A 24,296-nucleotide genomic window follows, 5' to 3' on the forward strand; every position below is an offset into this window, starting at 1 on the left:
TGCGACGGCCGCGTGCCGCCGCCCGCCGTACAATCCGCGCCGACACGCCATGACCAGCACGCCGCCCGCCATCACCATCCCCGAAGACGAGCTCGTCGAACGCTTCGTGCGCGCGTCGGGCCCGGGTGGGCAGAACGTCAACAAGGTCTCGACCGCGGTTGAACTGCGCTTCGACATCGCCAACTCGCCCACGCTGCCCGAACCGGTGCGTGAACGCCTGCTCGCGCGCCGCGACCGCCGCGTCACCACCGAAGGCGTCCTGGTGATCAGCGCGCAGCGCTTCCGCACCCAGGAGCGCAATCGCGAAGACGCGCGCGAGCGCCTGGCGACGTTCGTCGCCGCCGGCCTGCACGTGCCCAAGCCGCGCGTCGCCACGCGCCCAAGCCGCGCGGCCAAGGCCAGGCGGATGGATGACAAGCGCGTGCGTAGTACGATCAAGAAGGGCCGCACGGGGCGCGGCTGGGACTGACAGGGCGCATGCGCGAGACGGCTGCCGGCGGAAACGACATCGTGCCGACACTGCCGCCGAACGCGCCGCGCCTGAAGCCCAATCGGCTGGCCCGCTGGTTCGGGCGCACCGTGCTGCGGATGGGCGGTTGGCGCATCGTCGGCGAGCTCCCCGACGTGCCCCGGCTGGTGCTGATCGCCGCGCCGCATTCGTCGAACTGGGATGGCGTGTGGGGCTTTGCCGCCAAGCTCGCGATGGGGCTCGACATCCGCCTCATCGGCAAGCGCGAGCTGTTCTGGTGGCCGTTGGGGCCGTTGCTGCGCGCGCTCGGCGTGACCGCGATCAACCGCAGCGTGTCGTCCGGCGTGGTGGAACAGGTCGTCACGCTGATCCGCGGCAGCGAGCGCTTCTGGTTCGGGCTGGCGCCCGAGGGCACGCGCAAGCCGGTGGAGCACTGGAAGCGCGGCTTCCTGAAGATCGCCCGCGCCGCCGACGTCCCGGTGCTGCCCGCGTACTTCCACTACCCCGACAGGATCATCGGCTTCGGTCCCCTGTTCCACGTCGGCGACGACGACGAAGCCGACATGGCGCGCATCCGCGACTGGTACCGGCCGTGGATGGGGAAGCGGTGCGGAACGGTCTGAGGCACGCATGCACGGCCGCCGCGACCGGTGCGCGGCAAGGCCGGCCCGGTCGCGGACTCGCGCGCGGCTACAGCGGCCCGCCGCCGAACTTGTGCGTGTACTGCAGGTAGAAGCTGCGGCCCTCGGTGTCGAACCAGGAGATGTCGTAGTACGGATACCCGGTGTACGTGGGGTCGTGCGGCGGCGCCTTGTCGAACAGGTTCACCACCGTCAGCGACAGGCGCGAATGGTCGTTGAAGGTGAACTGCACGTTGGCGTTGTAGCGGTAGGTGGCCGCGATCCACGGGCTGTTGCCATCCTCGGGGTCGTAGATCTCGTAGTACGAGTCGTCGTTGGGCAGGCTGCCAAGCCGGCGCCCCTGGATCGATGCCGACAGCGCGTCCTTCTCCCACGACAGGCGCAGGCTGGCCTTGCTGCGCGGGATGTCGTAGCCGCTGTTGATGGCGAACATGTCGACGATGTCGGCGTCCGGGTATTCCTGGATGTCGTGCCCGCGCACCCAGGTGTAGCTGCCGTTGAGCCGGAACGTGCCGGCGCGCGTGTCCCAGCGCAGGTTGGCGCCGACGTCGACGCCGCTGGTGGTCTCGCGCGCGATGTTGATGGGATTGACGTGCACGCCGTAGATGCTGCCGTCGGGCATGCGGGTGATGCGCGCCAGCGTGTCGACGCACAGCGGCGAGTCGATGTCGGCTTCGCCCAGTCGGCAGTCGGCCTCGTTGCGCATCACCTCGTCCGCGCGCAGGTCCTTGACCTGGTTGCGCATGTCGATGTCGAAGTAGTCGACGGACAGGTCGAACCAGCTGGCCGGCGACCAGACCATGCCCGCGGTCCAGGAGTCGCTGGTCTCGGGTGACAGGTCGCGGTTGCCTTCGCGGCTGCGGATGATGCCCTCGCCGCTCCAGCTGCAGTCGTCCAGCGCCTCGTCGGGCTCCTCGGTCGCGCAGCGGTAGTAGTCGTCGACCGAGGTCTCGTCGTTGCCGGGGCCGGAGAAGATGTAGTGCATGTCGGGCGCGCGGAACGCGGTGCCGTAGGAGCCGCGCACCAGCAGGCTGGCCGCGGGCCGCCACTCCATGCCCGCGCTCCAGGTGAACCGGCCCGGGTCGCGCCCGGCAAAGCGGTACTGGTCGTAGCGGCCGGCCACGCTGAGGTTGAGCGTGTCCACCAGCGGCATGCGCAGCTCGCCGGCCAGCGCCCAGCGGTTGCGGCTGCCCTGGCCGTCGGAATCCTTCCAGCTGTAGTAGTAGTACCCGGTGGCGAGCGGGTCGGGCTTGAGGTCGTAGGACTGGTGGCCGAGCTCCGCGGTCGCGGCAAAGCCGACCGGGCCGCCCGGCAGCGTGAACAGGTCGGCCTGCGCCAGGGTGAGCGCCAGCGTCTGCGTGTCGGATTCCGGCTGGTACGTGGTGTGCGCGAAGATGCTGTCGTACTCGGCGCGCGTGAGCGGCGTCCACAGGCGCGCGTGGTCGGCGTTGTAGATCGGGTAGCCGTCCTCGTCATAGCCGAGCTGCGGCCCGAGGAAGAGGTTGTTGGCGCGTTCGGCCACGATCTGCGGCCATCTGATCTGCGCGGTGTACTGCGCGTGGCTGAGCGCCGCCTCGTAGTCCCAGTCGCCCCAGATCGAACCCTTGAATCCGGTGGTCACGCTGAAGGTCTTCTGCACGGTTTCCACCATGCCGGTCTGCAGCCCGCCCATTTCCTCCAGGGTGAACTGGCGCTGCCAGTACTCGAGCTGCTCGGTGTTCTGGTTGTAGAAATAATCCCACTCGGTGCCGTCCGGCGTCATCAGCGCCCAGCTGCGCGGACCGCGGAACAGCGACACCTCGTGGCGCCCGGCCTGGACATCGGCGAACCATTCCGTGTCGTTGTCGAACCGGTAGCTCATCGACGCGTAGCCGTTCACGCCTTCGCGCTTGCTGATCATGGTGCGGTAGGCCACCGAGCGGTCGCTGCCGCAGTAGTTGCCGTAGCGGGGGCGAAACGCGTACCCCATGGTGCCTTCATTGAGGTGCGACATCGCGTTGCAGGTGTCTTCGCCCGGGTCGATGTAGTCGTCCCACCAGTCGGTGATCAGGAAGTTGCGCGGCGGCAGCTGCGAGTTGGCGGTGGGCCCGTCGAACGAGGAATCCTGCTGGGCGCGATCGAAGCCCCACAGCGGTTCCTGGCGGCGATACTCCAGGCCGACCACGCCGCCGAAGTTGCCGCGCTCGAAGCCGCTGGACAGGTTCAAGCGGTGTGACTCGCCGTCGCCTTCGCCGGTCTGGCCGTAGCGATAGTCGATGGTGGTGCCGTCGGCCGTGCGCTTGAGGATGAAGTTGACGACGCCGGAGATCGCGTCCGAGCCGTAGATCGCCGAGGCGCTGCCGGTCAGGATCTCGATGCGTTCGATCATGCCCAGCGGCAGGCTCGACACGTCGGTGAAATTGCTGCGGCCGCCGAACGGCATCGGGAAGTCGGCCATGCGCCGGCCGTTGACCAGCACCAGCGTGTGGTTGGGCCCCAGCGCCCGCAGGTCGACCTGCTGCGCGCCGGGCGAAAAATCGGCGCCGCCCGCGGACTGCTGGCTCTGCGTCTGGCCGCCGTTCTGGGTGAGCGACTGCATCACGTCGGGCACGCTGGTGAACCCGCCGGCCTGGATGTCGGCGGCGGTGATGACGGTGACCGGCGCCGGGCCTTCGATCTGCGCGCGCGGGATGCGCGAGCCGGTGACCTGCACGGCCTCCAGGTTGGCGATCTGCGGCTCCGGCACGGGAGCCGCCGCGGGTTCCGGCGGAGGTGGCGCCGGCGCGGCCTGCGCCGGCGCAGCCGTGGCGCCGGCCTGGGCGACGATCAGCACGGCGCCCGAACTGTCGTGGCGTGCCCCGAAGCCGGTGCCCTGGAGAATGCGGTCCAGCGCCTGCGATGCCGACAGGCTGCCGCTCGCGCCGACAGTCCGCCTGTCACGCAGCTGGTCTGCGCGGTAGACCAGCTGCGTGCCGGATTGCCTGGCCAGGGCATCGAGCGCGGTGGCGAGGTCGCCGGCGGGAATGTCGATGGTCGACGTGGTCGCGCCCTGGGCGTTGGCTGCCAGCGCGGCGGAGCAGGCCAGGGACAGCAGCAGCAGGCGCAGCGGTTTGACTCGTTTCACAAGCATTCTCCCCTGGGGCGTTCGGACGACGCCTTTCGATAACAGGACGAACGAGCCGGCCAAATCCCCCGGGGGCCCGATGTCAGCGCGCGTGCAGCACGATCTCCTCGCGGCCATGGTCGGCGCGCACCGGGAAACCCTGTTCAAGCAGGCGCACGAAACCCTCGGCGTTGGACCAGCGGAAGCTGCCGCCGATGCGCAGCGCGCCGACCGACGCATCGGCCACCACGATCCTGCGCGCGCTGTAGCGGTTGAATTCGGCAACGGCGTCGGACAGCGCGGTATCGCGGAAGACCAGAACCCCGTCCATCCAGCCGACCATGCGTTCGGCTTCGGCCACCGTGCCTGCGGTGACCAGCAGGCCGGCCGGTGTGGTGAGCGCAACGCTGCCGGCCGGGAGCACGGTCGCCGCGCTGCGGTCGGCGGACTCCAGCCGCACGCTGCCTTCGGTGACGACGACGCGCAGGTCGCGGCCGTCCATGCGCACCGAGAAGCGGGTGCCGACCGCCACCACCCGGCGCTCGCCGGCCTGGACCACGAACGGCCGGCGCGGGTCCCGGGCGGCAGCGAAGAACGCCTCGCCCTTGAGCAGCTCGACCTGCCGCTGGCGGCGCGACAGGCGGACATCGATGCGGCTGTCGCTGCCCAGGGTGGTGCGCGATCCGTCCGCCAGCGGCACGGTGCGGATGGCGCCAGGCACGGTCCGGTGCGATGAGGCATCGATCGCCGTGGCGTGCTGCCACGCCATTGGCAATGCGACCGCGAACACCGCCAGCGCCGCCAGGGCCGCCGCGACGGGCCATCGCGCGCGGCGCGCGATCCGCGGCGATGTGAACACCACGCCCGACATGTCCGGCGTGCCGGCTCCGGTGGGCGGGGCATCGGCGTGCACGTGTGGTGCGCCGTGCTCGCCCCAGTGCCCCCGCGCGGGCGGGCCCTCGCGCACCCCGGCGCCCAGCGCCTGCAGGCGCCCGCACTCGTTCCATGCCGCATCCAGCCGCAGGAACGCGACGTGGTGCGCGGTGGCCGCGCTCAGCCACGCCTGCAGCGCGCGGGCGTCGGCGTCGGTCCATGCGTCGCCGTCGCGGCGGGCCAGCCAGTCCGCGGCGATACGCTCGACGTCACGGCTGTCGCCGCCGCCGCTGCCATTACTCGCTGCGTCGCTGGCCATCGCCTGCCCGCGCCTGCGGCGCCATCGCCTCGTGGCGCTCCTCGCCGGCGTAGAACCCGTCGGCCATGAGCCGCATGCCCTTGGCCAGGTGCTTCTCCACGGTCTTTTCAGTGATTCCCATGCGCACGGCCACCTCCTTCTGCGAAAGATCCTCGACCCGCCGCAGCCAGACCACCTCGCGGCACCGGTCCGGGAGCCGGTCGAGCGCATCGGCCAGGCGTTTCAGGACCTGGCGTCCGGCGCACCAGCGTTCGGGCGAGATCTCGTCTATCAAGACGTTCATCGGCTCGAAATCACCCACCGGCTCGATCGACACCACGCGGCCACGACGCACGCGATCAATCAGCAGGTGGCGCGCGGTGGTGAACAGGAAGGCCTTCGGCTGCCGAGGCAGGCCTTTGCCGGCGGCCTCGTAGACGCGGATGTAGACCTCCTGGCGCAGGTCGTGCACCTCGTCCTGGCGCGGCCACGCGCGGCGCAGGTAATGCAGCAGCGCTTCCTCGTGGACGAGGATCTCGCTGGTGAACCATGCATCGAGGGCGGCGGGCATCGCCGCACCATAGCGGATCGGTGCGCCCGCGCGGCAGCGCGCGCTGCGGGGGGAATCGGCGCCGTCGTTCGTCTGGTTCAATGGACCGCGCAATGACGCGGCAACCGCAATCGACAGGGGATACGTGGACATGATGAAAGCCGCCAGCCGGACCTTGCTGCTCCTGGTCGCCGCGTGCCTGTGCCTGGCGTCGCCGCTGCATGCCGCCGACTACCAGCGTCACCTGGTGGGCGATCCGGCACTGCCGACGCCGGGCGCAACTTCGCCGGGCCTGCTGCTGATGGGCGGCGGCGATCGCAACCACGCGGCGCTGCGCTGGTTCCTCGACAAGGCCGGCAACGGGCACGTGGTGGTGTTGCGCGCGTCGTTCGGCGGCGAGATCGGCGAAGAGTTCCACGATGAGGTGGGCGGCGTGGCTTCGGTCGAGACCTTCGTCTTCAGCGGCCGCGCCGCCGCCGATGATCCGGCGCTGCTCGCCAGCCTGGCGCGCGCCGACGGCATCTTCATCGCCGGCGGCGACCAGTCGCGCTACGTGCGTTGCTGGCGGGATACCCCGGTGGCCGCGGCGCTGCAGGCGCACGTGCGCGCCGGCAAGCCGCTCGGCGGCACCAGCGCGGGCCTGGCGATCCTCGGCGAGTTCATCTACGGGGCGATGGACGACGGCAGCCTGCGCAGCCCGGAGGCGCTCGCCGACCCGCTGGGTGCGGCCAACACCATCGAACGCGACCTGCTGGACATCGACCTGCTCGCCGGCGTGGTCACCGATACCCACTTCACCGAGCGCGACCGCCTCGGCCGCCTGGTCGCGTTCGTCGCCAAGGCCGAGTCGATGGCCGATGGCCGCGCCGTCATCGGCCTGGGCGTCGACGAGGACGCTGCGCTTGCCGTCGAGGGCGATGGCCGCGCGCGCGTGTTCGCGACCAGCCCCGGCAGCGGGGCAACGGTGGTGCGCGGCGGTTTTGCAGAGGCGCAGCGCGCCGGCACGCCGCTGCGCCTGGCGCGCGTGGACACGATCGGAGTGGGGACCGCATCCACCCTGCACCTGCCCGAAGGCCGCGTCGACGCGGCCGCGTTCCGCCGCAGCTATCACGCCGACGGCGGCCGGCTGCAGCCGCTCGCCACCGCAGTGCTGGCGATCCATGGCGGCGCCGGCGTGGAACGCGCCGGCATGACCGCCGATGATGTCGCCGCGGCGCGCGCCGCGCTGGAGCGCGCGCTCCGCGCCGGCCATGCGCGGCTGGAGGCGGGCGCGCCGGCGCTGGAGGTCGTGGGTGCCGCGATCACCGTCCTCGAGGACGCTCCGATGTTCAACGCCGGGCGCGGCGCGGTGTTCACCCACGATGGCCGCAACGAGCTCGACGCCTCGCTCATGGATGGCGCCAGCGGCCGCGCGGGCGCGGTGGCCGGTGTGCAGCGCGTGCGCAATCCGATCCTGCTGGCGCGCGCGGTGATGGAGCACTCCCCGCACGTGATGATGGTCGGCGCCGGCGCCGAGGCGTTCGCCGGCGAACAGGGCGTCACGCTGGTCGAGCCCGCGTACTTCCATACCGACAAGCGCTGGGAGCAGCTGCAGCGCGCGCTGCGCGAGGACGCCGCGGGCCAGGCACAGGCCGGCCCCGGCAGCACGATGTACTTCGGCACGGTCGGCGCGGTGGCGCTGGATGGCGCCGGCCACCTCGCGGCCGGCACCTCCACCGGCGGCATGACCAACAAGCGCTACGGGCGCGTGGGTGACTCGCCGATCATCGGTGCCGGCACCTGGGCCGATGCGGCGTGCGCCGTGTCCGGCACCGGCTGGGGCGAGTACTACATCCGCACCGCCGCGGCGCACGAAATCTGCGCGCGTGTGCGCCATGGCGGCGAGGACATCCGCACCGCGGCCGAGGGCGTGATCAACGGCGACGTGGTGCGCGCCGGCGGCGACGGCGGTGCGATCGCGCTGGATGCCGGCGGCACGGTGGCCTTCCCGTTCAACACCGAGGGCATGTTCCGCGGCTGGATCGGCACCGACGGCGTGCCGCACGTGGCGGTCTTCGCCGAAGACGCGCTGCCCGCCGTGGGCGAATGACGCGGCGGCGGGTGCTCAGCGCTCCGAGTGCCCGCCTTCGTCGTGCCCGCGGCGCACGAACAGATCCGGCTTGATCAGGTCCATGAACGCGCGCGCCTGCGGTGACAGCAGCTTGCCCTTGCGCACCACCACGCCGTAGCTGCGCGCCGGGAACCAGGCGTCGAGCGGGCGGATCGCGAGCCGCTCGTGGTCATCGTTGTCCAGGCAGATCGAGCTGACGATGGAGATGCCCATGCCCATCGCCACGTACTGCTTGATCACCTCCCAGCCGCCGACCTCCAGTGACACCGTGTACGGCACGCGCGCCTGGTGGAAGACCAGGTCGACCAGTCGCCAGGTGATCTGGCGCTGCGGCGGCAGGATCAGCCCGTGCTTCGAGATGTCGGCCAGCGACAGGCGCGGCACGGACGCCAGCGGGTGGTCGCGGGGAGTGATCAGCATCGGCGTGAACGCGTAGACCGGCACGTAGGCGAGGTCCGCGGGCACGTCGAGCATCGAGCCCACGACCAGCTCCACCGTGTCCGCGCGCAGCAGGTCGGTGCCGTCGGCGCTGATGGTGTTGTGCAGGCGCAGGCGCACCTCCGGGTGCTGCCGGCGGAACGCTTCGACGATCCGCGGCAACAGGTACAGGATGGTCGAGCTGTTGGCGGCGATTTCCAGCTCGCCGGCATCCATGCCCGCCAGCTGGCGGCGAAAGGCGCCGGGCAGGGCGTCGAGGCCTTCCACCAGCGGCCGGGCTAGTTCGTACAGCGCTTCGCCCTCGCGGGTGGGCAGCAGCCGGCGGCCGCTGCGCTCGAACAGGCGGACGCCCAGCTCGCGCTCCAGCGCCTGGAGCTGCTGGGTCACCGCCGGCTGGCTGACGTAGAGCGCCTCGGCGGCGCGCGACACCGAGCCCAGGCGCGTGACCTGGCAGAAGGCGCGCAGCGGCTTCAGGCGGTCGCCCTTGTAGCTGAAACGGCGCAGCGGCGCAGCGTCGGGCACCTGGCGTCCTCGTTATAACGTGAAGTTATACATCGCATTGCCATTCCTGCTTTGTCAAATAGGTCCTGTCGGGCAATGGTTCGTGCCCCGCCTTTGCAGGAGCCGCCATGTCCGCCGTCCTCCATCCCGTCGCTCCGGAGTCCGCTGTCGTCAGCGGCAGCGGTCCTGCGGTGCCCGATGTCGTGGGCGACGACGCGCTGGCCTTCCTTGCGGACCTGCACCGCCGCTTCGAACCCGGGCGCCAGGCACGTCTGGCGGCGCGCCGCGTGCGCCAGGCGGAGTTCGACCGCGGCGCGCTGCCCGGCTTCCGCGCCGATACCCGCGCCATCCGCGCCGGCGACTGGCGCGTGGCGCTACTGCCGCAAGCGCTGCAGGACCGCCGCGTGGAGATCACCGGGCCGGTCGACGCGAAGATGGTGATCAACGCGCTGAACTCCGGCGCCAGCTGCTACATGGCCGATTTCGAGGACTCGACCTCGCCGACCTGGGACAACCTGGTGGCCGGCCAGCGCGCGCTGCGCGCGGCGGTGGCCGGTGAGCTCGAATTCACCAGCGACGCCGGCAAGGCGTACCGGCTGAAGCCGGAGCCGGAGCGCGCCGTGCTGATGGTGCGCCCGCGCGGCTGGCACCTCGACGAGAAGCACGTGCGCATCGACGGCGCGCGCATCAGCGCCAGCCTGTTCGACGCCGGGCTGTTCTGCTTCCACAACGCCGCCGCGCTCGCCGCCGCCGACCGTGGTCCCTACCTGTACCTGCCCAAGCTGGAGTCGATGGAAGAGGCGCAGCTGTGGGAGGACGTGCTGGCGCATGTCGAAGACGCGCTTGGCCTGCCGCGCGGACAGGTCAAGGTGACGGCGCTGATCGAGACGCTGCCGGCGGTGTTCGAGATGGACGAGATCCTGCACGCGCTGCGCGGGCGCGTTGCCGGTCTCAACTGCGGGCGCTGGGACTACATCTTTTCGTACATCAAGACCTTCCGCCGCCATCGCGACCGGGTGCTGCCCGAGCGCGGCCAGGTGACCATGGTCGCGCCGTTCCTCAAGGCCTATTCGGAGCTGCTGATCCGCACCTGCCACCGTCGCGGCGCGCACGCCATGGGCGGCATGGCGGCGCAGGTGCCGGTGGCCGGAGACCCGGCTGCCAACGACGCGGCCATGGAGCGCGTGCGCGCCGACAAGCTGCGCGAGGCGTCCGCCGGGCATGACGGCACCTGGGTGGCGCACCCGGCGCTGGTGCCGATCGCGCGCGGGATCTTCGACGCGGCGATGCCCGGTGCCAACCAGCACCACGTGCTGCGCGATGACGCCGATGCCGATCGCGACGCGCTGCTGGCGGCGCCGACCGGCACCATCACCCGCAAGGGCTTCGAGGGCAACGTCGAAGTCTGCGTGCGCTACCTCGCGGCGTGGCTCGACGGCAACGGCTGCGTGCCGATCCACTGGCTGATGGAGGACGCGGCGACCGCCGAGATCGCACGCGCGCAGCTGTGGCAGTGGCTGCACCACGGCGACGGTGGTGATTTCGATGGCGTGCGGCCGCTGCTGCACCTGCACGACGGCGAGCCGGTCGACTTCGCGCTGTTCGAGCGCGCGCTGCTCAACCTGCCGTCGTGCCTCGCGGCCGAGCCGATGCCCGGCGCCGGCCGCGTCCAGGAGGCCATCGCGTTGCTCGAGGAACTCACGCGCGCCGACGAGCTGGCCGCCTTCCTGACCCTGCCTGCCTACGAGCGCCTGTCCTGATCGCCCGTCCGTTGTTGTTCCACCCCCACGATCGCCACGCGCGATCCCACGTAAAGGAACTGCCATGACCACCATGCCAACCGCCGACGACCTGCAGCGCGACTGGGACAGCAACCCGCGCTGGGCCGGGATTACCCGCAACTACACCGCCGCCGACGTCGTGCGCCTGCGCGGCACGGTCAGGGTGGAGCATTCGCTCGCGCGCCTGGGCGCGGAGAAGCTGTGGACCTCGCTGCAGGAGAGCGACTTCGTCAACGCGCTGGGCGCACTGACCGGCAACCAGGCCATGCAGCAGGTCAAGGCCGGGCTGAAGGCGATCTACCTCAGCGGCTGGCAGGTGGCGGCCGATGCCAACCTCGCCGGGCAGATGTATCCCGACCAGTCGCTGTACCCGGCCGACTCGGTGCCGTCGGTGGTCAGGCGCATCAACAACGCGCTGCTGCGCGCCGACCAGCTGCACCATGCCGAGGGCAACGACGACATCGACTTCCTGCAGCCGATCGTGGCCGATGCCGAGGCCGGCTTTGGCGGCGTGCTCAACGCTTTCGAGCTGATGAAGGCGATGATCGAGGCGGGCGCCGCCGGCGTGCACTTCGAGGACCAGCTGGCCTCGGTGAAGAAGTGCGGGCACATGGGCGGCAAGGTGCTGGTGCCCACGCGCGAGGCGGTGGAAAAACTCAACGCCGCGCGCCTGGCCGCCGACGTCATGGGCGTGCCGACCCTGATCGTGGCGCGCACCGATGCCGAAGCCGCCGACCTGGTCACCTCCGACATCGACGACAACGATGTGCCGTTCACCACCGGCGAACGCACCGTGGAAGGCTTCTACAAGACGCGCAAGGGCCTGGACCAGGCGATCAGCCGCGGCCTGGCCTACGCACCCTACGCGGACCTGGTGTGGTGCGAGACCGGCAAGCCGGACCTCGAGTTCGCGCGCAGGTTCGCCGAGGCGATCCACGCGAAGTACCCCGGCAAGCTGCTCGCCTACAACTGCTCGCCGAGCTTCAACTGGAAGAAGAACCTCGACGACGCCACCATCGCCACGTTCCAGCACGAGCTCGCGCGGCTTGGCTACAGGTTCCAGTTCATCACCCTGGCCGGCTTCCACGCGCTGAACTACTCGATGTTCAACCTCGCGCACGGCTATGCGCGGCGCAACATGAGCGCATTCGTGGAGCTGCAGGAAGCCGAGTTCGCCGCCGCCGACCGCGGCTTCACCGCGGTCAAGCACCAGCGCGAGGTCGGCACCGGCTACTTCGACGCGGTCACCCAGGCGATCCAGCAGGGCCAGTCGTCGACCACCGCGCTCAGCGGCTCGACCGAGGAAGAGCAGTTCCAGCAGGAGGTGGTCGCGGCCTGAGGCCGCACCGCCGGCCCGGGTCGCGACATCACGCGGCCCGGGCCACGCCGCGATCCACGCGCCGGTAGCCGAGCGCTTCGGCCAGGTGTTCGCTGGCGATGGCAGCGCTCCCGGCGAGGTCGGCGATGGTGCGCGCCACGCGCAGGATGCGGTGCATGGCGCGCGCCGACAGCTGCAGCGCGTCGATTGCCCGCTCCAGCAGCGCCTGGTCGCGCGGTGCCAGCCGGCAGTGCGCGGCGGTGCCGGCCTGGTCGAGGTGGGCGTTGAGGCAACCGGCGCGCTCGAGCTGCAGGTCACGCGCGGCACATACCCGGTCACGGACCGCGGCGCTGCACTCGCCTCCGGCCGCGTCGGGACGCAGTTCCGCGGGTGCGACGCGGGGTACGTCGACATGCAGGTCGATGCGGTCGAGCAGCGGGCCGGAAATACGCATGCGGTAGCGCTGCACGATATCCGCCGTGCACAGGCAGCGGCCGGAGACATCGCCGGCCCAGCCGCAGGGGCAGGGGTTCATGGCCGCGACCAGCTGGAAGCGCGCCGGGAAATCGCTCTTCCGCGCGGCGCGCGACACGGTGACCGTTCCCGATTCCAGCGGCTCGCGCAGGACCTCCAGCGCCTGGCGGCTCCATTCGGGCAGTTCGTCCAGGAACAGCACGCCGTGGTGGGCCAGCGAGATCTCGCCCGGCCGCGGTTCGCTGCCGCCGCCGACCAGCGCGACCGCGCTGGCGGTGTGGTGCGGCGCGCGGAACGGGCGCTGCCGCCAGCGCGCGGGATCGATGCCGCGCCCGCTGACCGAGGCGATGGCCGCGGCCTCGAGCGCTTCGGCTTCGCTGGCCTCGGGCAGCAGCCCGGGCAGGCGCGAGGCCAGCAGGGTCTTGCCACATCCGGGGCTTCCCACCAGCAGGAGGTGATGACCACCGGCCGCGGCGACCTCGAGTGCGCGCCGCGCGTGCAGCTGGCCGCGCACATCGGCGAGGTCTGGCGGCATGGCTGCGACCACCGGCGCGGCGCAGGCACGCGGCAGCGACCGCTCGCCAGTGAGGTGCGCGCAGACTTCGGACAGGGTGCGCGCCACGCGCACGTCCACGTTGCGCGCCAGCGCGGCCTCGGCGCCATTGTCGGCCGGCACCACCAGCACGCGCCCGGCCTCGCCGCAGGCGAGTGCGGCGGGCAGCACGCCGTCGATCGCGCGCAACTCGCCGCTGAGGCCGAGTTCGCCGAGGAACTCGTGCCCGGCCAGCGCGGTGCGTGGCAGCTGGTCGCTGGCGGCGAGGATGCCGAGCGCGATCGGCAGGTCGAAGCGGCCGCCGCCCTTGGGCAGGTCGGCCGGGGCGAGGTTGACGGTGGTGACCCGCGGCGGGAACTCGTACTGCGCGCAGCGGATGGCGGCGCGCACGCGGTCCTTGGATTCGCGCACCGTGGCCTGTGGCAGGCCGACCATGCTCATGCGCGGCAGGCCACCGCTCATGTACACCTCGATGGTGACTTCCGGCGCGCGCACGCCGGCGCGTGCACGCCCGTGCACGATGGCGAGCCCGGCCATGGCGGACGGCTCAGTGCGGGACGTGGGTGCCGGGCAGCGGGCCGCCCGGCGGGGACTGTGCGGCCTCGGCTTCCAGGCGCGCGACCTGGGCCTGCAGCGCGTCGAGCTTCTCGCGCGTGCGCAGCAGCACCGCGCGCTGCACCTCGAACTCCTCGCGGGTCACCAGCTCCAGCCGCGACAGCCCGGCCTGCAGCACCGACTTGAAGTTCTCCTGCATTTCCTCGCGGCCCTCGCGCAGGCCCGGGGGCACCAGGCTGCCAAGGCGGCGGGCGAGGTCGTCGATGTGGCTGAGGTCGATCATGGTGGTCTCCGGTGGTGCCTGCATCCTGCTCCGGCCGCCGGCGGCGCGCAGTCGGCCCGGGCCGCGCGGGTGGGTGGGTGAATCCCCGGTCGCGTTATGCTGCGCGCAGCGAAAGGGGAGAGTGCGTGATGAAGATGGTCATGGCGATCATCAAGCCGTTCAAGCTCGACGACGTGCGCGAGGCGCTGTCGGAGGCCGGCGTGGCCGGCATCACGGTGACCGAGGTGAAAGGCTTCGGACGCCAGAAGGGCCACACCGAGCTGTACCGCGGCGCCGAGTACGTGGTCGACTTCCTGCCCAAGATCAAGCTCGAGGTCGCGGTGAGCGACGAGCAGGCGGAGCTTGTCACCGAGGCGATCCTGAAAGCCGCCGGCACCGGCAAGATCGGCGACGGCAAGGTGTTCGTGTACGACCTGGAGCGCGTGGTCCGCATCCGCACCGGCGAGATCGACGGCGACGCGCTCTAGGCGCGAAGCCGCATCACGCCGCGCCGCGGACGCTCAGCCCAGCGCTTCGGCCACGAACGGCGGCAGCACCTGTGCGGCCTTGTGGATGTCGGCGCTGTAGTACTTCGTGGCGAACGCCTTGGCGCGCGCGTCCGCCTCGCGGAAATCGAAGCCGCGGCCGCCCTTGCGCGCCAGCGTGCAGCTCCACCAGCCGGTCGGATAGCACGGCTGCGGGAACGGCAGGGTCTGGAAGCTGTCGAAGCCGGCCTTGCCCATCTCCGCGCGCATGGCCTGGATCAGTTCCAGCAGCACCAATGGGGACTCCGACTGCTGCACCAGGATGCCGTCGTCCTTGAGCGCGCGGAAGCAGCTCTCGAAGAAGCTCTTGTTGAACAGCCCCTCGGCGGGGCCAACCGGGTCGGTCGAATCCACGATCACCACGTCCAGGCTGCCCGGCGCGCAGTTCGCCATGTACGCGATGCCGTCGTCGAACATCACTTCGGCGCGCGGGTCGCCGTTGGATTCGCACAGCTCGGGGAAGTACTTCTCGGCCATCCGCGTGACCTGCTCGTCGATGTCGCACTGCACGGCCTTCTCGACGCCCGGGTGCTTCAACACCTCGCGCAGCGTGCCGCAGTCGCCGCCGCCGATGATCACCACCTGCTTCGGGTCGGCGTGGGTATACAGCGCCGGGTGCGTCATCATCTCGTGGTAGAGGAAGTTGTCGCGCGTGGTGACCATCATCGCGCCGTCGATCAGCATGACGTTGCCCCAGTCGGTCGACTCGAAGATCTCGATCTTCTGGAACGGCGACTGCACCTCGTCGAGCTTGCGCGTGACGCGGTAGCCGATGGCGGAGCCGGCGGGTTCGAAGTTCTCGTACAACCAGTGCGGGGCGCTCATGGGACGTCCGGGATGCGGGGGCGTGAAGCCGCGCATTGTAGCAACCGCGCCCGGCCCGACCCTCGCCGACCACGCACCCCGTGCTGCCACGTCGACGGGGCGCGCGGCCGCGGGGCGCTAGAATGCGCGCCTCCGCCACGTTTCCGGATTGCGCCCATGACCGCCTGGTCCATCGACCAAGCCCGCAAGACCTATTCGATACCGCACTGGTCCTCGGGCTACTTCGACGCCGACGACGCGGGCCGCGTGGTGGTGCGTCCGCGCGGCGCGGGTGGCCCCACCGTGGTGCTGCCCGACGTCATCGACGCCGCACTCGCCCAGGGCGCCAACCTGCCGATGCTGGTGCGCTTTCCCGACGTGCTTGGCGACCGGCTCGGCAAGCTGCAGGCGGCGTTCGCGCAGGCGCAGGTCGACTGGGAATACGACGGCGGCTACACCGCGGTCTATCCGATCAAGGTCAACCAGCACCAGGGCGTGGCCGGCACGCTGGCGTCGCACGCCGGCGAGGGCTTCGGCCTGGAAGCGGGCAGCAAGCCCGAGCTGATGGCGGTGCTGGCGCTGTCGCGCACGGGTGGCCTGGTGATCTGCAATGGCTACAAGGACCGCGAATACATCCGCCTGGCGCTGATCGGCCGCAAGCTCGGCATCAACACCTTCATCGTGGTGGAGAAGCCCTCCGAGCTGCGCCTGGTGATGGAGGAATCCAGGGCGCTGGGCGTCGCGCCGGTGCTCGGCGTGCGCATGCGCCTGGCTTCGCTGGGCGCGGGCAAGTGGCAGAACTCCGGCGGCGACAAGGCCAAGTTCGGCCTCAGCCCGCGGCAGCTGCTCGACCTGTGGAAGACGCTGCGCGACGCCGGCCACGGCAACGCGCTGAAGCTGCTGCACTTCCACATGGGCTCGCAGATCTCCAACGTGCGCGACATCGCGCGCGGCATGCGCGAGGCGACGCGCTACTTCGTGGAGCTGTCGCAGCTGGGGGCGGTGATCGACTACGTCGACGTCGGCGGCGGCCTCGGCATCGACTACGAGGGCACGCGCTCGCGCAGCTACAACTCGGTCAACTACGGCGTGGCGCAGTACGCGTCCAACATCGTGCAGCCGCTGGCCGACGCCTGCGCCGAAGCCGGGCTCAAGCCGCCGCGCATCGTGACCGAATGCGGCCGCGCCATGACCGCGCACCACGCGGTGCTGGTGGCCAACGTGTCGGAGGTGGAAGCCGCGCCGGAAGGCCGCGTGCCCGACGCCCACGACGACGAGCCGATGGTCATCCGCCACCTGCGCGAGATCCACGCCGAGCTCGACCAGCGCCCGGCGATCGAATTGCTGCAGGAGGCGCAGCATTTCCACGCCGAGGGCCTGTCGCTGTACGCGCTGGGCCAGCTCGACCTGGTGCACCGCGCGCGCATCGACGACCTGTTCTACGCCATCGCGCACGCGGTCAAGGCGCGCCTGACGTACGACGAGAAGAGCCACCGCCCGTTCCTCGACGAGCTGAGCGAGCGCCTGGTGGACAAGTACTTCGTCAACTTCAGCGTGTTCGAGTCGATGCCCGACGTGTGGGCGATCGACCAGGTGTTCCCGATCGTGCCGATCGAGCGCCTGCACGAACGCCCCACGCGGCGCGGCATCATCGCCGACCTGACCTGCGACTCCGACGGCAAGATCGACACCTACGTGCAGAACGAGGACCTCGACACCTCGCTGCCGCTGCACGAGCTGCGCGCGGGCGAGTCGTACCGGCTCGGCTTCTTCCTGGTGGGTGCGTACCAGGAGATCCTGGGCGACATCCACAACCTGTTCGGCGACACCGACGTCATCGCGGTCAAGGTGGACGGCGACGCGTACGCGATCACCCAGCAGCGCCGCGGCGACACGACCGACGTGATGCTCGACTACGTGGGCTACCAGCTCGACGACCTGCGCCGAAGCTATGCCGACAAGGTCGCCGCCGCGGGCCTGCCCGCCGACGAGGCCGCGCGCCTGGCCGCGGACCTGGAAGCCGGCCTTACCGGCTACACCTACCTCGACGACACCCCGCAGGGCTGAGCGCGGGGCCCTAGGCCGGCGCCCGCCACGGCGCCGCGACCAGCAGCACGCCGGCCAGCACCAGGGTGGCGCCGGCGATGCGCGTCCAGTCCGCCGGGCGGGCCGCCTGCAGTACGCCGAAGTGGTCGAGTGCGAGCGACGCGAGCACCTGTCCCAGCACCGCCAGGCAGATCGCGGCCGCGGCACCCACGCGGCCGATCAGCAGCGTGAACACCACCACGTAGATCGCGCCGAGGATGCCGCCCAGCCAGATCCACGGCGGGAAGCGCGCGCCGGGCACCGGGCCGAGCGGCGTGCGCGTGACCAGCAGCCACGCCGCCAGCAGCACCACGCCGACCAGGAACGACACGAACGCCGTGGCCACCACGCCGTGCAGGGCCACCGACAGGCGCGCGTTGATCAGTCCCTGCAGCGGGAGGATCGCGCCGACCAGGACGATGGCCAGCATCGCCAGCCAGGTATTCAAGGCGCGGGGCCGCGATGGATCTGCAGGCCGGCCAGCGACTGGCTCACCGGCATCAGTTCGAGGCGGTTGAGGTTGAGGTGCGGCGGCAGGTTGGCCACCCACCAGACCTGTTCGGCGATGTCGGCCGCGGTGATCGGCTGCGTGCCGGCGTAGAGCGTGTCCGATGCCGCGCGGTCGCCGCCGGTGCGCACGAGTGTGAACTCGGTTTCCGCCAGGCCCGGCTCGACCACGGTGACGCGCACGCCGGTGCCGTGCAGGTCGGAGCGGAGGTTGAGCGAGAACTGGTCGACGAAGGCCTTGGTGGCGCCATAGACGTTGCCGCCGGGATACGCGTACAGGCCGGCGATCGAACCGATGTTGACGACCGCGCCGCGCCGCGCCACCAGCGTCGGCAGCAGGTGGTGGGTCATGGCGACCAGCGCGGTGACGTTGGTGTCGATCATCTGCCGCCACTGGCCGAGGTCGCTCGACTGCGCGGGCGCGGTACCGAGCGCAAGGCCGGCGTTGTTGACCAGCAGGTCGATGTCCCGGAACGGTGCAGGGATGGCGGCGAGTTCCGCCTGCATCGCGTCCAGGTCGCGGATGTCGAAGGCCGCGGCGTGGATGCGCTCGGCGCCATGGCGGTCGACCAGCGCCTGCAGGCGGTCGGCGCGGCGGCCGGTGGCGATCGCGCGCCAGCCGGCGCTGACGAAGCGGTCGACGATCGCGGCGCCGAAGCCGGCGGTGGCGCCGGTGACCAGCAGGGTTCTGTCCATCGGCCGATTGTAAGCCTCAGCCCTTTGGCGCCGGCCTGGCTGGCTTGCCTGGTCTGGGAGGTGCGTCGGGCGTGGCCGGTTTTTCGCGGCTCGACGACCGGGCCGCGGGCTTGGCCGCCGCATCGCCCTTCGTGGTGGCGCCGGTCGCTTTCGCAGGCGCCTTGGCCGCTGCTGCCTTGCGCGCGGGCGCAGGCTTGGCTGGCACATCCGCGGCGGCCGCCGCCGGCTTGCGCCTGCGCCCGGTGGCCGACTTGCCGGCGGTGCGCGCCTTGGTGGCGCGATGCTTCTTCAGCATGTCCTCGGCAAGCACGATGTCTTCGGTGAGGATCCCGGCGGCGCGCGCAATCGCGATCCGCGCCTCGGCGCGGTTCTCGTCGGGATTGGCCATCAGCAGTTCGCGGATCGCCTCGCGGAGCGCGGCCTCGGCGTTGCGCTTGAGCTGGATGTCGCTGCCCTGGCGGAACAGCGCCAGCAGCGCATCGACCACGGGCTTGATGAGTGCGGCTTCGATCGGCATCGCGGGTCCTCCAGGGCCTGCACAGCGTGCGCCCTGCCGGTCTCAGCCGCCGCGATCGCCGGTTATTGCGCGCGGATGGCGAGCGCCGGCAGGCCGCCGTTGCCGAGCTTCTGCTTGGCCTCGGCGAGTTCGGACGCGGTGGCGTAGGGGCCCATGCGCACGCGGTACATGGTGCGGCCGTCGATCTGCGCGGGCTCGACGCGCGCACTGAGGCCGAGCAGGGCGATGCGCGCCTTCAGGGCGTCGGCATCGCTGCTGCTGCCGAAGGAACCGGCCTGGAGGATGTAGCGGGCGCCGTCGGCGGCCACCGCCGGGGCGGCGGGGCTGCGCGCGGCGGGGGCCGCCGGGGTGGCGGCGGGCTTCGGCTGCGCCTCGGCCACCGGCGCGGGATCGGCGGCATCGGGATTGGGCGTGGCGACCGGTTCCGGCTGCTGGCCGGCCTTGCGCGCCTGGTCGAGCAGCACCTGCTGGCGCTGCTGTTCTGCGCGTGCGCTGGCGGCCAGCTCGGCGTCGGTCATGGCGACTTCCTGGCCGGGCAGCAGCGTGTAGAAGTCGTAGGTCGTCTCGGCGGCCTCGGGCTCTGCCGCGGGCGCGGCAGGCCTGACCGCCGGCGCCGGGGTCTCGGCGGCCACGCTGTCGTCGGCACCCGAGGTCGCCGGCGCGGGCCGCGCGTCGGGGTTGGGCCGCGGTCGGAAGAAGCCGTCCTCGCCGTCGGAGCGCAGCAGCTTGGGCGCCGCCACCACCACCACGATGGTCAGCAGCACGCCGATGATCATCCACGCCCAGCCGGGGAGCGACGCGTTGCCGCCCCCGCTGCGCCGGGCCTGGGACTTGCCACGCTTGACTGCCACTTACATCGCCTCCGGGGCCTGCACGCCCAGCACATCGAGTCCGTTCGCCAGCACCTGTCGGGTCGCCAGCGCGAGGGCCAGGCGGCCGTCGCGCAGGTCGCCGTCGTCGACCAGGAACTGATGGTCGTTGTAATACGTCTGGAACGCCTGTGCCAGCTCGAGCAGGTACTGCGCCACCAGGTGCGGCTCGAGCAGCTGCCCGGCCACGGCCAGCAGTTCCGGCCAGCGCGAGATCGCGGTGATGAGCGCGTGGGTGGCGGGGCTGTCGAGATCCAGCGGCTGCGCCAGGCCGTTGTCGAGGTTGAACGCCAGGCCGCGCTCGTCGAGCTGGCGCAGCAGGCCGCAGATGCGCGCGTGCGAAAGCTGCACGTAGTACACCGGGTTGTCGAGCGACTGGCTGCGCGCCAGGTCGATGTCGAACACCAGCTGCGAATCGGGCTTGCGTGCCACCAGGAACCAGCGCGTGGCATCGCGGCCGGCCTCGTCGATCAGGTCGCGCAGCGTCAGGTAGCTGCCGGCGCGCTTGCTGAGCTTCACTTCCTCGCCGCCGCGCATCACCGTGACCATCTGGTGCAGCACGTATTCCGGATAGCCCTGCGGGATGCCGGCATCGAGCGCCTGCAGGCCGGCCTTCACCCGCGCCAGCGAGCCGTGGTGGTCGGCGCCGAGCTCGGTAATGGCGCGCTCGTAGCCGCGCTGCCACTTGCCGAGGTGGTAGGCGACGTCGGGCACGAAGTAGGTGTAGGTGCCGTCGGACTTGCGCATCACGCGGTCCTTGTCGTCACCGAAGGTGGTGCTGCGCAGCCAAAGAGCGCCACCCTCTTCATAGGTGTGGCCTGCGGCCACCAGCGCGGCCACGGTCTCCTCCACCTTGCCGTCGGCATACAGCGACGACTCCAGGAAATACACGTCGAAGTCGACGCCGAACGCGGCGAGGTCGCCGTGCTGCTCCTTGCGCAGCCAGGCCACGGCGAAGCGGCGGATGGCGTCGAAGTCGTCGGCGTCGCCGCTGCCGGTGACCACGTGGCCTTCGACGTCGACGCTGGCGCCATCGAGGAACGCGCGCGCGACGTCGGCGATGTAGTCGCCGCGGTAGCCGGCTTCGGGCCAGCCCGCGTCATCAGGCGTGAGGCCCCTGGCGCGCGCCTGCACCGAGTGCGCGAGGTTCTCGATCTGCACGCCGGCATCGTTGTAGTAGTACTCGCGCGCGACCTTCCAGCCGTTGGCGTCGAGCACGCGCGCGATGCAGTCGCCGATCACCGCCGCGCGGCCGTGGCCGACGTGCAGCGGGCCGGTGGGATTGGCCGAGACGTATTCCACGCCGGCCACGCGGCCCGCGCCGCTGTCATTGCGCCCGTAGGCGGCGCCCTGCGCATGCACCTCGCGCAGCTGGCGCTGCCAGGCGCCGCGCGCCAGGCGGAAGTTGAGGAAGCCGGGGCCGGCGATCTCGACCGCGGCGATGTCGCCGCCGGTGGGGATGGCCTCGGCCAGCGCCTGTGCGATCGCGCGCGGGTTGCTGCGCGCGGGCTTGGCCAGCACCATCGCCGCGTTGCTCGAGAAGTCGCCGTGCGTGCGGTCCTTGGGCCGCTCGATGACGAATGCGGGCGTGGCCAGGTCGGCAGGCAGGGTGCCGCGTTCGCGGAGGATGGCGATGCCCTGGTCTACCAGGGCCTGGAGCTTGGATTTCACGGGGGGCGGGCAGCAGGGCAAGCGGCCGGCCATTGTACGCGAGCGCCCCGGCGCGGCCGGGCCTGCCCGCGCGACGCGACATGGCTGCAGCCGGTGCTCAGACCCAGCCGCGCGCCGCCAGCGACACCGGCGCGCCGTCACCGATCACGAAATGGTCGAGCAGGCGCACGTCGACCAGGCGCAGGGCCTGCTTGAGCTGGGCGGTGACCGCGCGGTCGGCGGCGCTGGGCTCGGCGCTGCCGCTGGGATGGTTGTGGCCCACGATCACCGCCGCCGCGTTGTGCGCCAGCGCGCGGCGCACGACCTCGCGCGGGTGGACCTCGGCGCCGTCGACGGTGCCGCGGAACAGCTCCTCGAACGCCAGCGCGCGGTGCCGTGTGTCCAGGAACAGCGCGGCGAATACTTCGCTGGCATGCCCGCGCAGGCGCTGCGCGAAGTAGCGGCCGGCGGCCTGTGGATCGGTGAGCGCCTCGCCGCGCTCCAGGCCCGCCGCCAGGTAGCGCCCGCAGAGCTCGAGCGCCGCGGCGAGCTGGCAGGCGCTGGCGGGGCCCAGGCCGGGCAGCTTGACCAGCTCGGCGGCCGGACGCTCGAGCAGCCGACGCAGCGGCCCGTGGCCTGCCAGCAGCTGGCGTGCCGTGGCGACCGCGTCCATGCCGCGCACGCCGGAGCCGAGGAACAGCGCCAGCAGTTCGGCGTCGGAGAGTACCGGCGCGCCGCGGGCCAGCAGTTTCTCGCGCGGGCGTTCGCCGCTGGGCCAGTCGCGGATGTGCATGGGCGTCGCCTCGGAAAGGGTCGTCGGCCGCCGGCGCGGGCGCGGCAGGGGTGGACCGCGGCGGACAGTGACCGGGGGGTCCGTGCCGACGGCCGACGTGGAGCCATTGCACGCCATCGCGCCGCCTGCCGCCGCCGGGCGGCGCTGGCCCTTCGGGTAAGCTGAGCGACCGCTGCCGCGTCAGGACACTCCGAAGGCCGCATGAGCACCGAGCACGCCACTCTCCACGACCAGCGCATCCTGCTGTGCGTCTGCGGCGGGATCGCCGCCTACAAGGCCGCCGACCTCGTGCGCCGCCTGCGCGACGCCGGCGCCACCGTGCGCGTGGCGATGACCGGGAACGCCGCGCACTTCGTCGGCGCCACCACCTTCCAGGCGCTGTCCGGCGAGACCGTGCGCACGTCGCTCTGGGATCCGGCGGCGGAAGCGGCGATGGGGCACATCGAACTCGCGCGCTGGGCGACCCGCGTGCTGGTCGCACCCGCCACTGCCAACACCCTGGCGAAGCTGGCACACGGCTTTGCCGACGATCTGGTGACCACGCTGTGCCTGGCCACCGCCGCGCCGCTGACGCTGGCGCCGGCCATGAACCACCGCATGTGGCTGCACCCGGCCACGCAGGCGAACATGGCGCTGCTGCGGGAACGCGGCGCGCAGGTCGTCGGCCCCGCCGACGGGCCGCTGGCCGAAGGCGAATCCGGCCCCGGGCGGATGAGCGAGCCGCTGGAGATCGTCGCCGCGCTGGCGGCGGCCGACGCGTGAGCGCGGTGTCGCTCCGCGGCCTGCGCATCGTGGTCAGCGCCGGCCCGACGTACGAGGACTTCGACCCGGTGCGCTTCATCGGCAACCGCAGCAGCGGCAAGACCGGCTTCGCGATCGCTGCCGAGGCCGCGCGCCGGGGTGCCGATGTCGTGCTGGTGGCCGGCCCGGGCACGCTGGCGACACCCGATGACGTGACGCGCCAGGACGTGCGTTCGGCCGCGCAGATGCATGCCGCGGTGATGGCCGCGCTGCCGGCCGACGTGTACATCGGCGCCGCTGCGGTGGCGGATTTCACTCCCGCGCACGTGGCCGCCGGCAAGATCAAGAAGCAGCCCGGCCACGACGGCCTGGTGCTGGAGCTGGTGCGCACCGCCGACATCCTCGCCGACATCGCCGCGCATGCCGCGCGGCCGCGGCTGGTGGTCGGCTTCGCCGCCGAGACCGATGACGTCGAGCGCAACGCGCGCGACAAGCTTGTCCGCAAGCGCGTCGACCTCATCGCCGGCAACCGCGTCGGCGTGCCGGGCAGCGGCTTCGACGCCGACGACAACACCCTGCACCTCTACTGGCCCGGCGGCGAGCGCACGCTGGGGCCGGCTCCGAAACACGACCTCGCCGCCGCCCTGCTCGACGTGATCGTCGAGCGGCTCGGCTGACCAGCCCGCCCCGCCCCCGCCGCCGACCGGACGCCATGCAGCAGACGCTTGAAGTGAAGATCCTCGACCCGCGCATCGGCGATGCCTGGCCGCTGCCGGCATATGCCACCGACGGCAGCGCCGGCATGGACCTGCGCGCGGTCATTGGTGCGCCTCTGCTGCTGGCCCCCGGGGCGAGCGCGCTGGTGCCGAGCGGGATCGCCATCCACATCGCCGACCCGCAGCTGTGTGCCATGGTGTTGCCGCGCTCGGGGCTGGGCCACAAGCACGGGCTGGTGCTGGGCAACGGCACCGGCCTGATCGACGCCGATTACCAGGGGCCGCTGATGGTCAGCCTGTGGAACCGCTCCGGTGATGCCTACACGGTGCAGCCCGGCGACCGCATCGCGCAGCTGGTGCTGGTGCCGGTGGTGCGTGTGCAGCTGCAAGTGGTGGATACTTTCGAACACAGCGTGCGTGGCGCCGGCGGCTTCGGCCACACCGGCACGCGCTGACCGGGGAAGGGAA

The 24,296-nt window shown here is 71.5% G+C and carries 21 protein-coding genes and 2 pseudogenes; 10 read left to right on the forward strand and 13 right to left on the reverse strand.

The features are described from left to right. Positions 1 to 49: 49 nt before the first annotated feature. Complete coding sequence (gene arfB, locus IDM46_RS01000; RefSeq protein ID WP_182823382.1) at positions 50 to 469, forward strand: alternative ribosome rescue aminoacyl-tRNA hydrolase ArfB; 420 nt, start codon at positions 50 to 52, stop codon at positions 467 to 469. A gap of 8 nt (positions 470 to 477) precedes the next feature. Further along, positions 478 to 1,092, forward strand: a complete 615-nt coding sequence (locus IDM46_RS01005) for a lysophospholipid acyltransferase family protein (RefSeq protein ID WP_185114571.1) — start codon at positions 478 to 480, stop codon at positions 1,090 to 1,092. Between the two features lie 67 nt (positions 1,093 to 1,159). Here the strand turns inward: IDM46_RS01005 and IDM46_RS01010 are convergent, their stop codons facing one another. From IDM46_RS01010 to IDM46_RS01020, 3 genes are all read right to left on the reverse strand, one after another. Continuing rightward, a complete protein-coding gene (locus IDM46_RS01010) occupies positions 1,160 to 4,213 on the reverse strand; it encodes a TonB-dependent receptor (protein ID WP_343203847.1) in 3,054 nt (1,017 codons plus the stop codon). 82 nt (positions 4,214 to 4,295) lie between these two features. Next, positions 4,296 to 5,384 carry a FecR domain-containing protein gene (locus IDM46_RS01015; protein ID WP_182823376.1) on the reverse strand — a complete coding sequence of 363 codons (1,089 nt, stop codon included), beginning with the start codon at positions 5,382 to 5,384 and terminating at the stop codon, positions 4,296 to 4,298. Next, complete coding sequence (locus tag IDM46_RS01020; RefSeq protein ID WP_182823940.1) at positions 5,362 to 5,934, reverse strand: sigma-70 family RNA polymerase sigma factor; 573 nt, start codon at positions 5,932 to 5,934, stop codon at positions 5,362 to 5,364. Before IDM46_RS01020 ends, IDM46_RS01015 begins: the two co-directional genes overlap by 23 nt. Positions 5,935 to 6,214: 280 nt before the next feature. Between IDM46_RS01020 and IDM46_RS13550 the strand changes: the two are divergent. Beyond that, a pseudogene (locus IDM46_RS13550) lies at positions 6,215 to 6,775 on the forward strand (cyanophycinase); the annotation flags it as partial. Positions 6,776 to 7,039: 264 nt separating this feature from the next. Next, positions 7,040 to 8,002, forward strand: a complete 963-nt coding sequence (locus IDM46_RS13555; protein WP_223878091.1) for an isoaspartyl peptidase/L-asparaginase — start codon at positions 7,040 to 7,042, stop codon at positions 8,000 to 8,002. A gap of 15 nt (positions 8,003 to 8,017) precedes the next feature. Here the strand turns inward: IDM46_RS13555 and IDM46_RS01030 are convergent, their stop codons facing one another. Next, positions 8,018 to 8,983, reverse strand: coding sequence for a LysR family transcriptional regulator (locus tag IDM46_RS01030; protein ID WP_223877989.1), 966 nt, complete (start codon positions 8,981 to 8,983; stop codon positions 8,018 to 8,020). A gap of 107 nt (positions 8,984 to 9,090) precedes the next feature. Between IDM46_RS01030 and aceB the strand changes: the two genes are divergently transcribed. Next, positions 9,091 to 10,722: a malate synthase A gene (aceB, locus tag IDM46_RS01035; RefSeq protein WP_185114574.1), complete on the forward strand. Its 1,632-nt coding sequence runs from the start codon at positions 9,091 to 9,093 to the stop codon at positions 10,720 to 10,722. Positions 10,723 to 10,786: 64 nt separating this feature from the next. Then, positions 10,787 to 12,082: an isocitrate lyase gene (aceA, locus tag IDM46_RS01040; protein WP_182823368.1), complete on the forward strand. Its 1,296-nt coding sequence runs from the start codon at positions 10,787 to 10,789 to the stop codon at positions 12,080 to 12,082. 28 nt (positions 12,083 to 12,110) lie between these two features. Here the strand turns inward: aceA and IDM46_RS01045 are convergent, their stop codons facing one another. Both IDM46_RS01045 and IDM46_RS01050 read right to left on the reverse strand, forming a co-directional pair. Further along, the gene (locus IDM46_RS01045; protein ID WP_182823366.1) at positions 12,111 to 13,625 is read right to left on the reverse strand and encodes a YifB family Mg chelatase-like AAA ATPase; all 1,515 of its coding nucleotides are present in this window, start codon (positions 13,623 to 13,625) and stop codon (positions 12,111 to 12,113) included. Positions 13,626 to 13,635: 10 nt separating this feature from the next. Next, on the reverse strand, positions 13,636 to 13,926 hold the full coding sequence (locus IDM46_RS01050) for an accessory factor UbiK family protein (RefSeq protein ID WP_182823364.1): 291 nt from the start codon (positions 13,924 to 13,926) through the stop codon (positions 13,636 to 13,638). A 128-nt stretch (positions 13,927 to 14,054) separates the two neighbouring features. Between IDM46_RS01050 and IDM46_RS01055 the strand changes: the two genes are divergently transcribed. Then, positions 14,055 to 14,393 carry a P-II family nitrogen regulator gene (locus IDM46_RS01055; RefSeq protein WP_182823362.1) on the forward strand — a complete coding sequence of 113 codons (339 nt, stop codon included), beginning with the start codon at positions 14,055 to 14,057 and terminating at the stop codon, positions 14,391 to 14,393. A 33-nt stretch (positions 14,394 to 14,426) separates the two neighbouring features. On the opposite strand, the gene speE is transcribed toward IDM46_RS01055, so the two are convergent. Next, positions 14,427 to 15,275, reverse strand: coding sequence for a polyamine aminopropyltransferase (gene speE / locus IDM46_RS01060; RefSeq protein WP_185114575.1), 849 nt, complete (start codon positions 15,273 to 15,275; stop codon positions 14,427 to 14,429). Positions 15,276 to 15,431: 156 nt separating this feature from the next. Between speE and speA the strand changes: the two genes are divergently transcribed. Continuing rightward, positions 15,432 to 17,321, forward strand: coding sequence for an arginine decarboxylase (gene speA / locus IDM46_RS01065; protein ID WP_182823358.1), 1,890 nt, complete (start codon positions 15,432 to 15,434; stop codon positions 17,319 to 17,321). A gap of 10 nt (positions 17,322 to 17,331) precedes the next feature. On the opposite strand, the gene IDM46_RS01070 is transcribed toward speA, so the two are convergent. From IDM46_RS01070 to radC, 6 genes are all read right to left on the reverse strand, one after another. Beyond that, complete coding sequence (locus IDM46_RS01070) at positions 17,332 to 17,787, reverse strand: DMT family transporter (protein ID WP_182823356.1); 456 nt, start codon at positions 17,785 to 17,787, stop codon at positions 17,332 to 17,334. Next, complete coding sequence (locus IDM46_RS01075; RefSeq protein WP_185114576.1) at positions 17,784 to 18,542, reverse strand: SDR family NAD(P)-dependent oxidoreductase; 759 nt, start codon at positions 18,540 to 18,542, stop codon at positions 17,784 to 17,786. The genes IDM46_RS01070 and IDM46_RS01075 overlap by 4 nt, the downstream gene beginning before the upstream one ends. 16 nt (positions 18,543 to 18,558) lie before the next feature. Then, positions 18,559 to 19,059 (reverse strand): hypothetical protein, encoded by a 501-nt coding sequence (locus IDM46_RS01080; RefSeq protein WP_185114577.1) that lies wholly within the window; start codon positions 19,057 to 19,059, stop codon positions 18,559 to 18,561. Between the two features lie 62 nt (positions 19,060 to 19,121). Continuing rightward, positions 19,122 to 19,910, reverse strand: coding sequence for an SPOR domain-containing protein (locus IDM46_RS01085; RefSeq protein WP_182823350.1), 789 nt, complete (start codon positions 19,908 to 19,910; stop codon positions 19,122 to 19,124). Next, positions 19,911 to 21,599 (reverse strand): arginine--tRNA ligase, encoded by a 1,689-nt coding sequence (gene argS, locus IDM46_RS01090; RefSeq protein ID WP_185114578.1) that lies wholly within the window; start codon positions 21,597 to 21,599, stop codon positions 19,911 to 19,913. It abuts the gene before it with no gap. 97 nt (positions 21,600 to 21,696) lie between these two features. Then, positions 21,697 to 22,371: a DNA repair protein RadC gene (gene radC, locus IDM46_RS01095; RefSeq protein ID WP_182823345.1), complete on the reverse strand. Its 675-nt coding sequence runs from the start codon at positions 22,369 to 22,371 to the stop codon at positions 21,697 to 21,699. A 201-nt stretch (positions 22,372 to 22,572) separates the two neighbouring features. Here radC and coaBC point away from each other — a divergent pair. Both coaBC and dut read left to right on the forward strand, forming a co-directional pair. Further along, positions 22,573 to 23,789: pseudogene (gene coaBC / locus IDM46_RS01100) on the forward strand (bifunctional phosphopantothenoylcysteine decarboxylase/phosphopantothenate--cysteine ligase CoaBC). Between the two features lie 35 nt (positions 23,790 to 23,824). Next, a complete protein-coding gene (gene dut, locus IDM46_RS01105) occupies positions 23,825 to 24,283 on the forward strand; it encodes a dUTP diphosphatase (RefSeq protein ID WP_185114579.1) in 459 nt (152 codons plus the stop codon). Positions 24,284 to 24,296 lie beyond the last annotated feature (13 nt).

This window comes from Luteimonas sp. MC1825 (genome assembly GCF_014764385.1).
Taxonomy (GTDB): domain Bacteria; phylum Pseudomonadota; class Gammaproteobacteria; order Xanthomonadales; family Xanthomonadaceae; genus Luteimonas.

Bases quoted from the DNA above. Each gene is read 5' to 3' on its own strand.
- arfB (WP_182823382.1), top strand. From the start codon at position 50: ATGACCAGCACGCCGCCCGCCATCACCATCCCCGAAGACGAGCTCGTC.
- IDM46_RS01005 (WP_185114571.1), top strand. From the start codon at position 478: ATGCGCGAGACGGCTGCCGGCGGAAACGACATCGTGCCGACACTGCCG.
- IDM46_RS01015 (WP_182823376.1), bottom strand. From the start codon at position 5,384: ATGGCCAGCGACGCAGCGAGTAATGGCAGCGGCGGCGGCGACAGCCGT.
- IDM46_RS01020 (WP_182823940.1), bottom strand. From the start codon at position 5,934: ATGCCCGCCGCCCTCGATGCATGGTTCACCAGCGAGATCCTCGTCCAC.
- aceB (WP_185114574.1), top strand. From the start codon at position 9,091: ATGTCCGCCGTCCTCCATCCCGTCGCTCCGGAGTCCGCTGTCGTCAGC.
- aceA (WP_182823368.1), top strand. From the start codon at position 10,787: ATGACCACCATGCCAACCGCCGACGACCTGCAGCGCGACTGGGACAGC.
- IDM46_RS01045 (WP_182823366.1), bottom strand. From the start codon at position 13,625: ATGGCCGGGCTCGCCATCGTGCACGGGCGTGCACGCGCCGGCGTGCGC.
- IDM46_RS01050 (WP_182823364.1), bottom strand. From the start codon at position 13,926: ATGATCGACCTCAGCCACATCGACGACCTCGCCCGCCGCCTTGGCAGC.
- IDM46_RS01055 (WP_182823362.1), top strand. From the start codon at position 14,055: ATGAAGATGGTCATGGCGATCATCAAGCCGTTCAAGCTCGACGACGTG.
- speE (WP_185114575.1), bottom strand. From the start codon at position 15,275: ATGAGCGCCCCGCACTGGTTGTACGAGAACTTCGAACCCGCCGGCTCC.
- speA (WP_182823358.1), top strand. From the start codon at position 15,432: ATGACCGCCTGGTCCATCGACCAAGCCCGCAAGACCTATTCGATACCG.
- IDM46_RS01075 (WP_185114576.1), bottom strand. From the start codon at position 18,542: ATGGACAGAACCCTGCTGGTCACCGGCGCCACCGCCGGCTTCGGCGCC.
- IDM46_RS01080 (WP_185114577.1), bottom strand. From the start codon at position 19,059: ATGCCGATCGAAGCCGCACTCATCAAGCCCGTGGTCGATGCGCTGCTG.
- radC (WP_182823345.1), bottom strand. From the start codon at position 22,371: ATGCACATCCGCGACTGGCCCAGCGGCGAACGCCCGCGCGAGAAACTG.
- dut (WP_185114579.1), top strand. From the start codon at position 23,825: ATGCAGCAGACGCTTGAAGTGAAGATCCTCGACCCGCGCATCGGCGAT.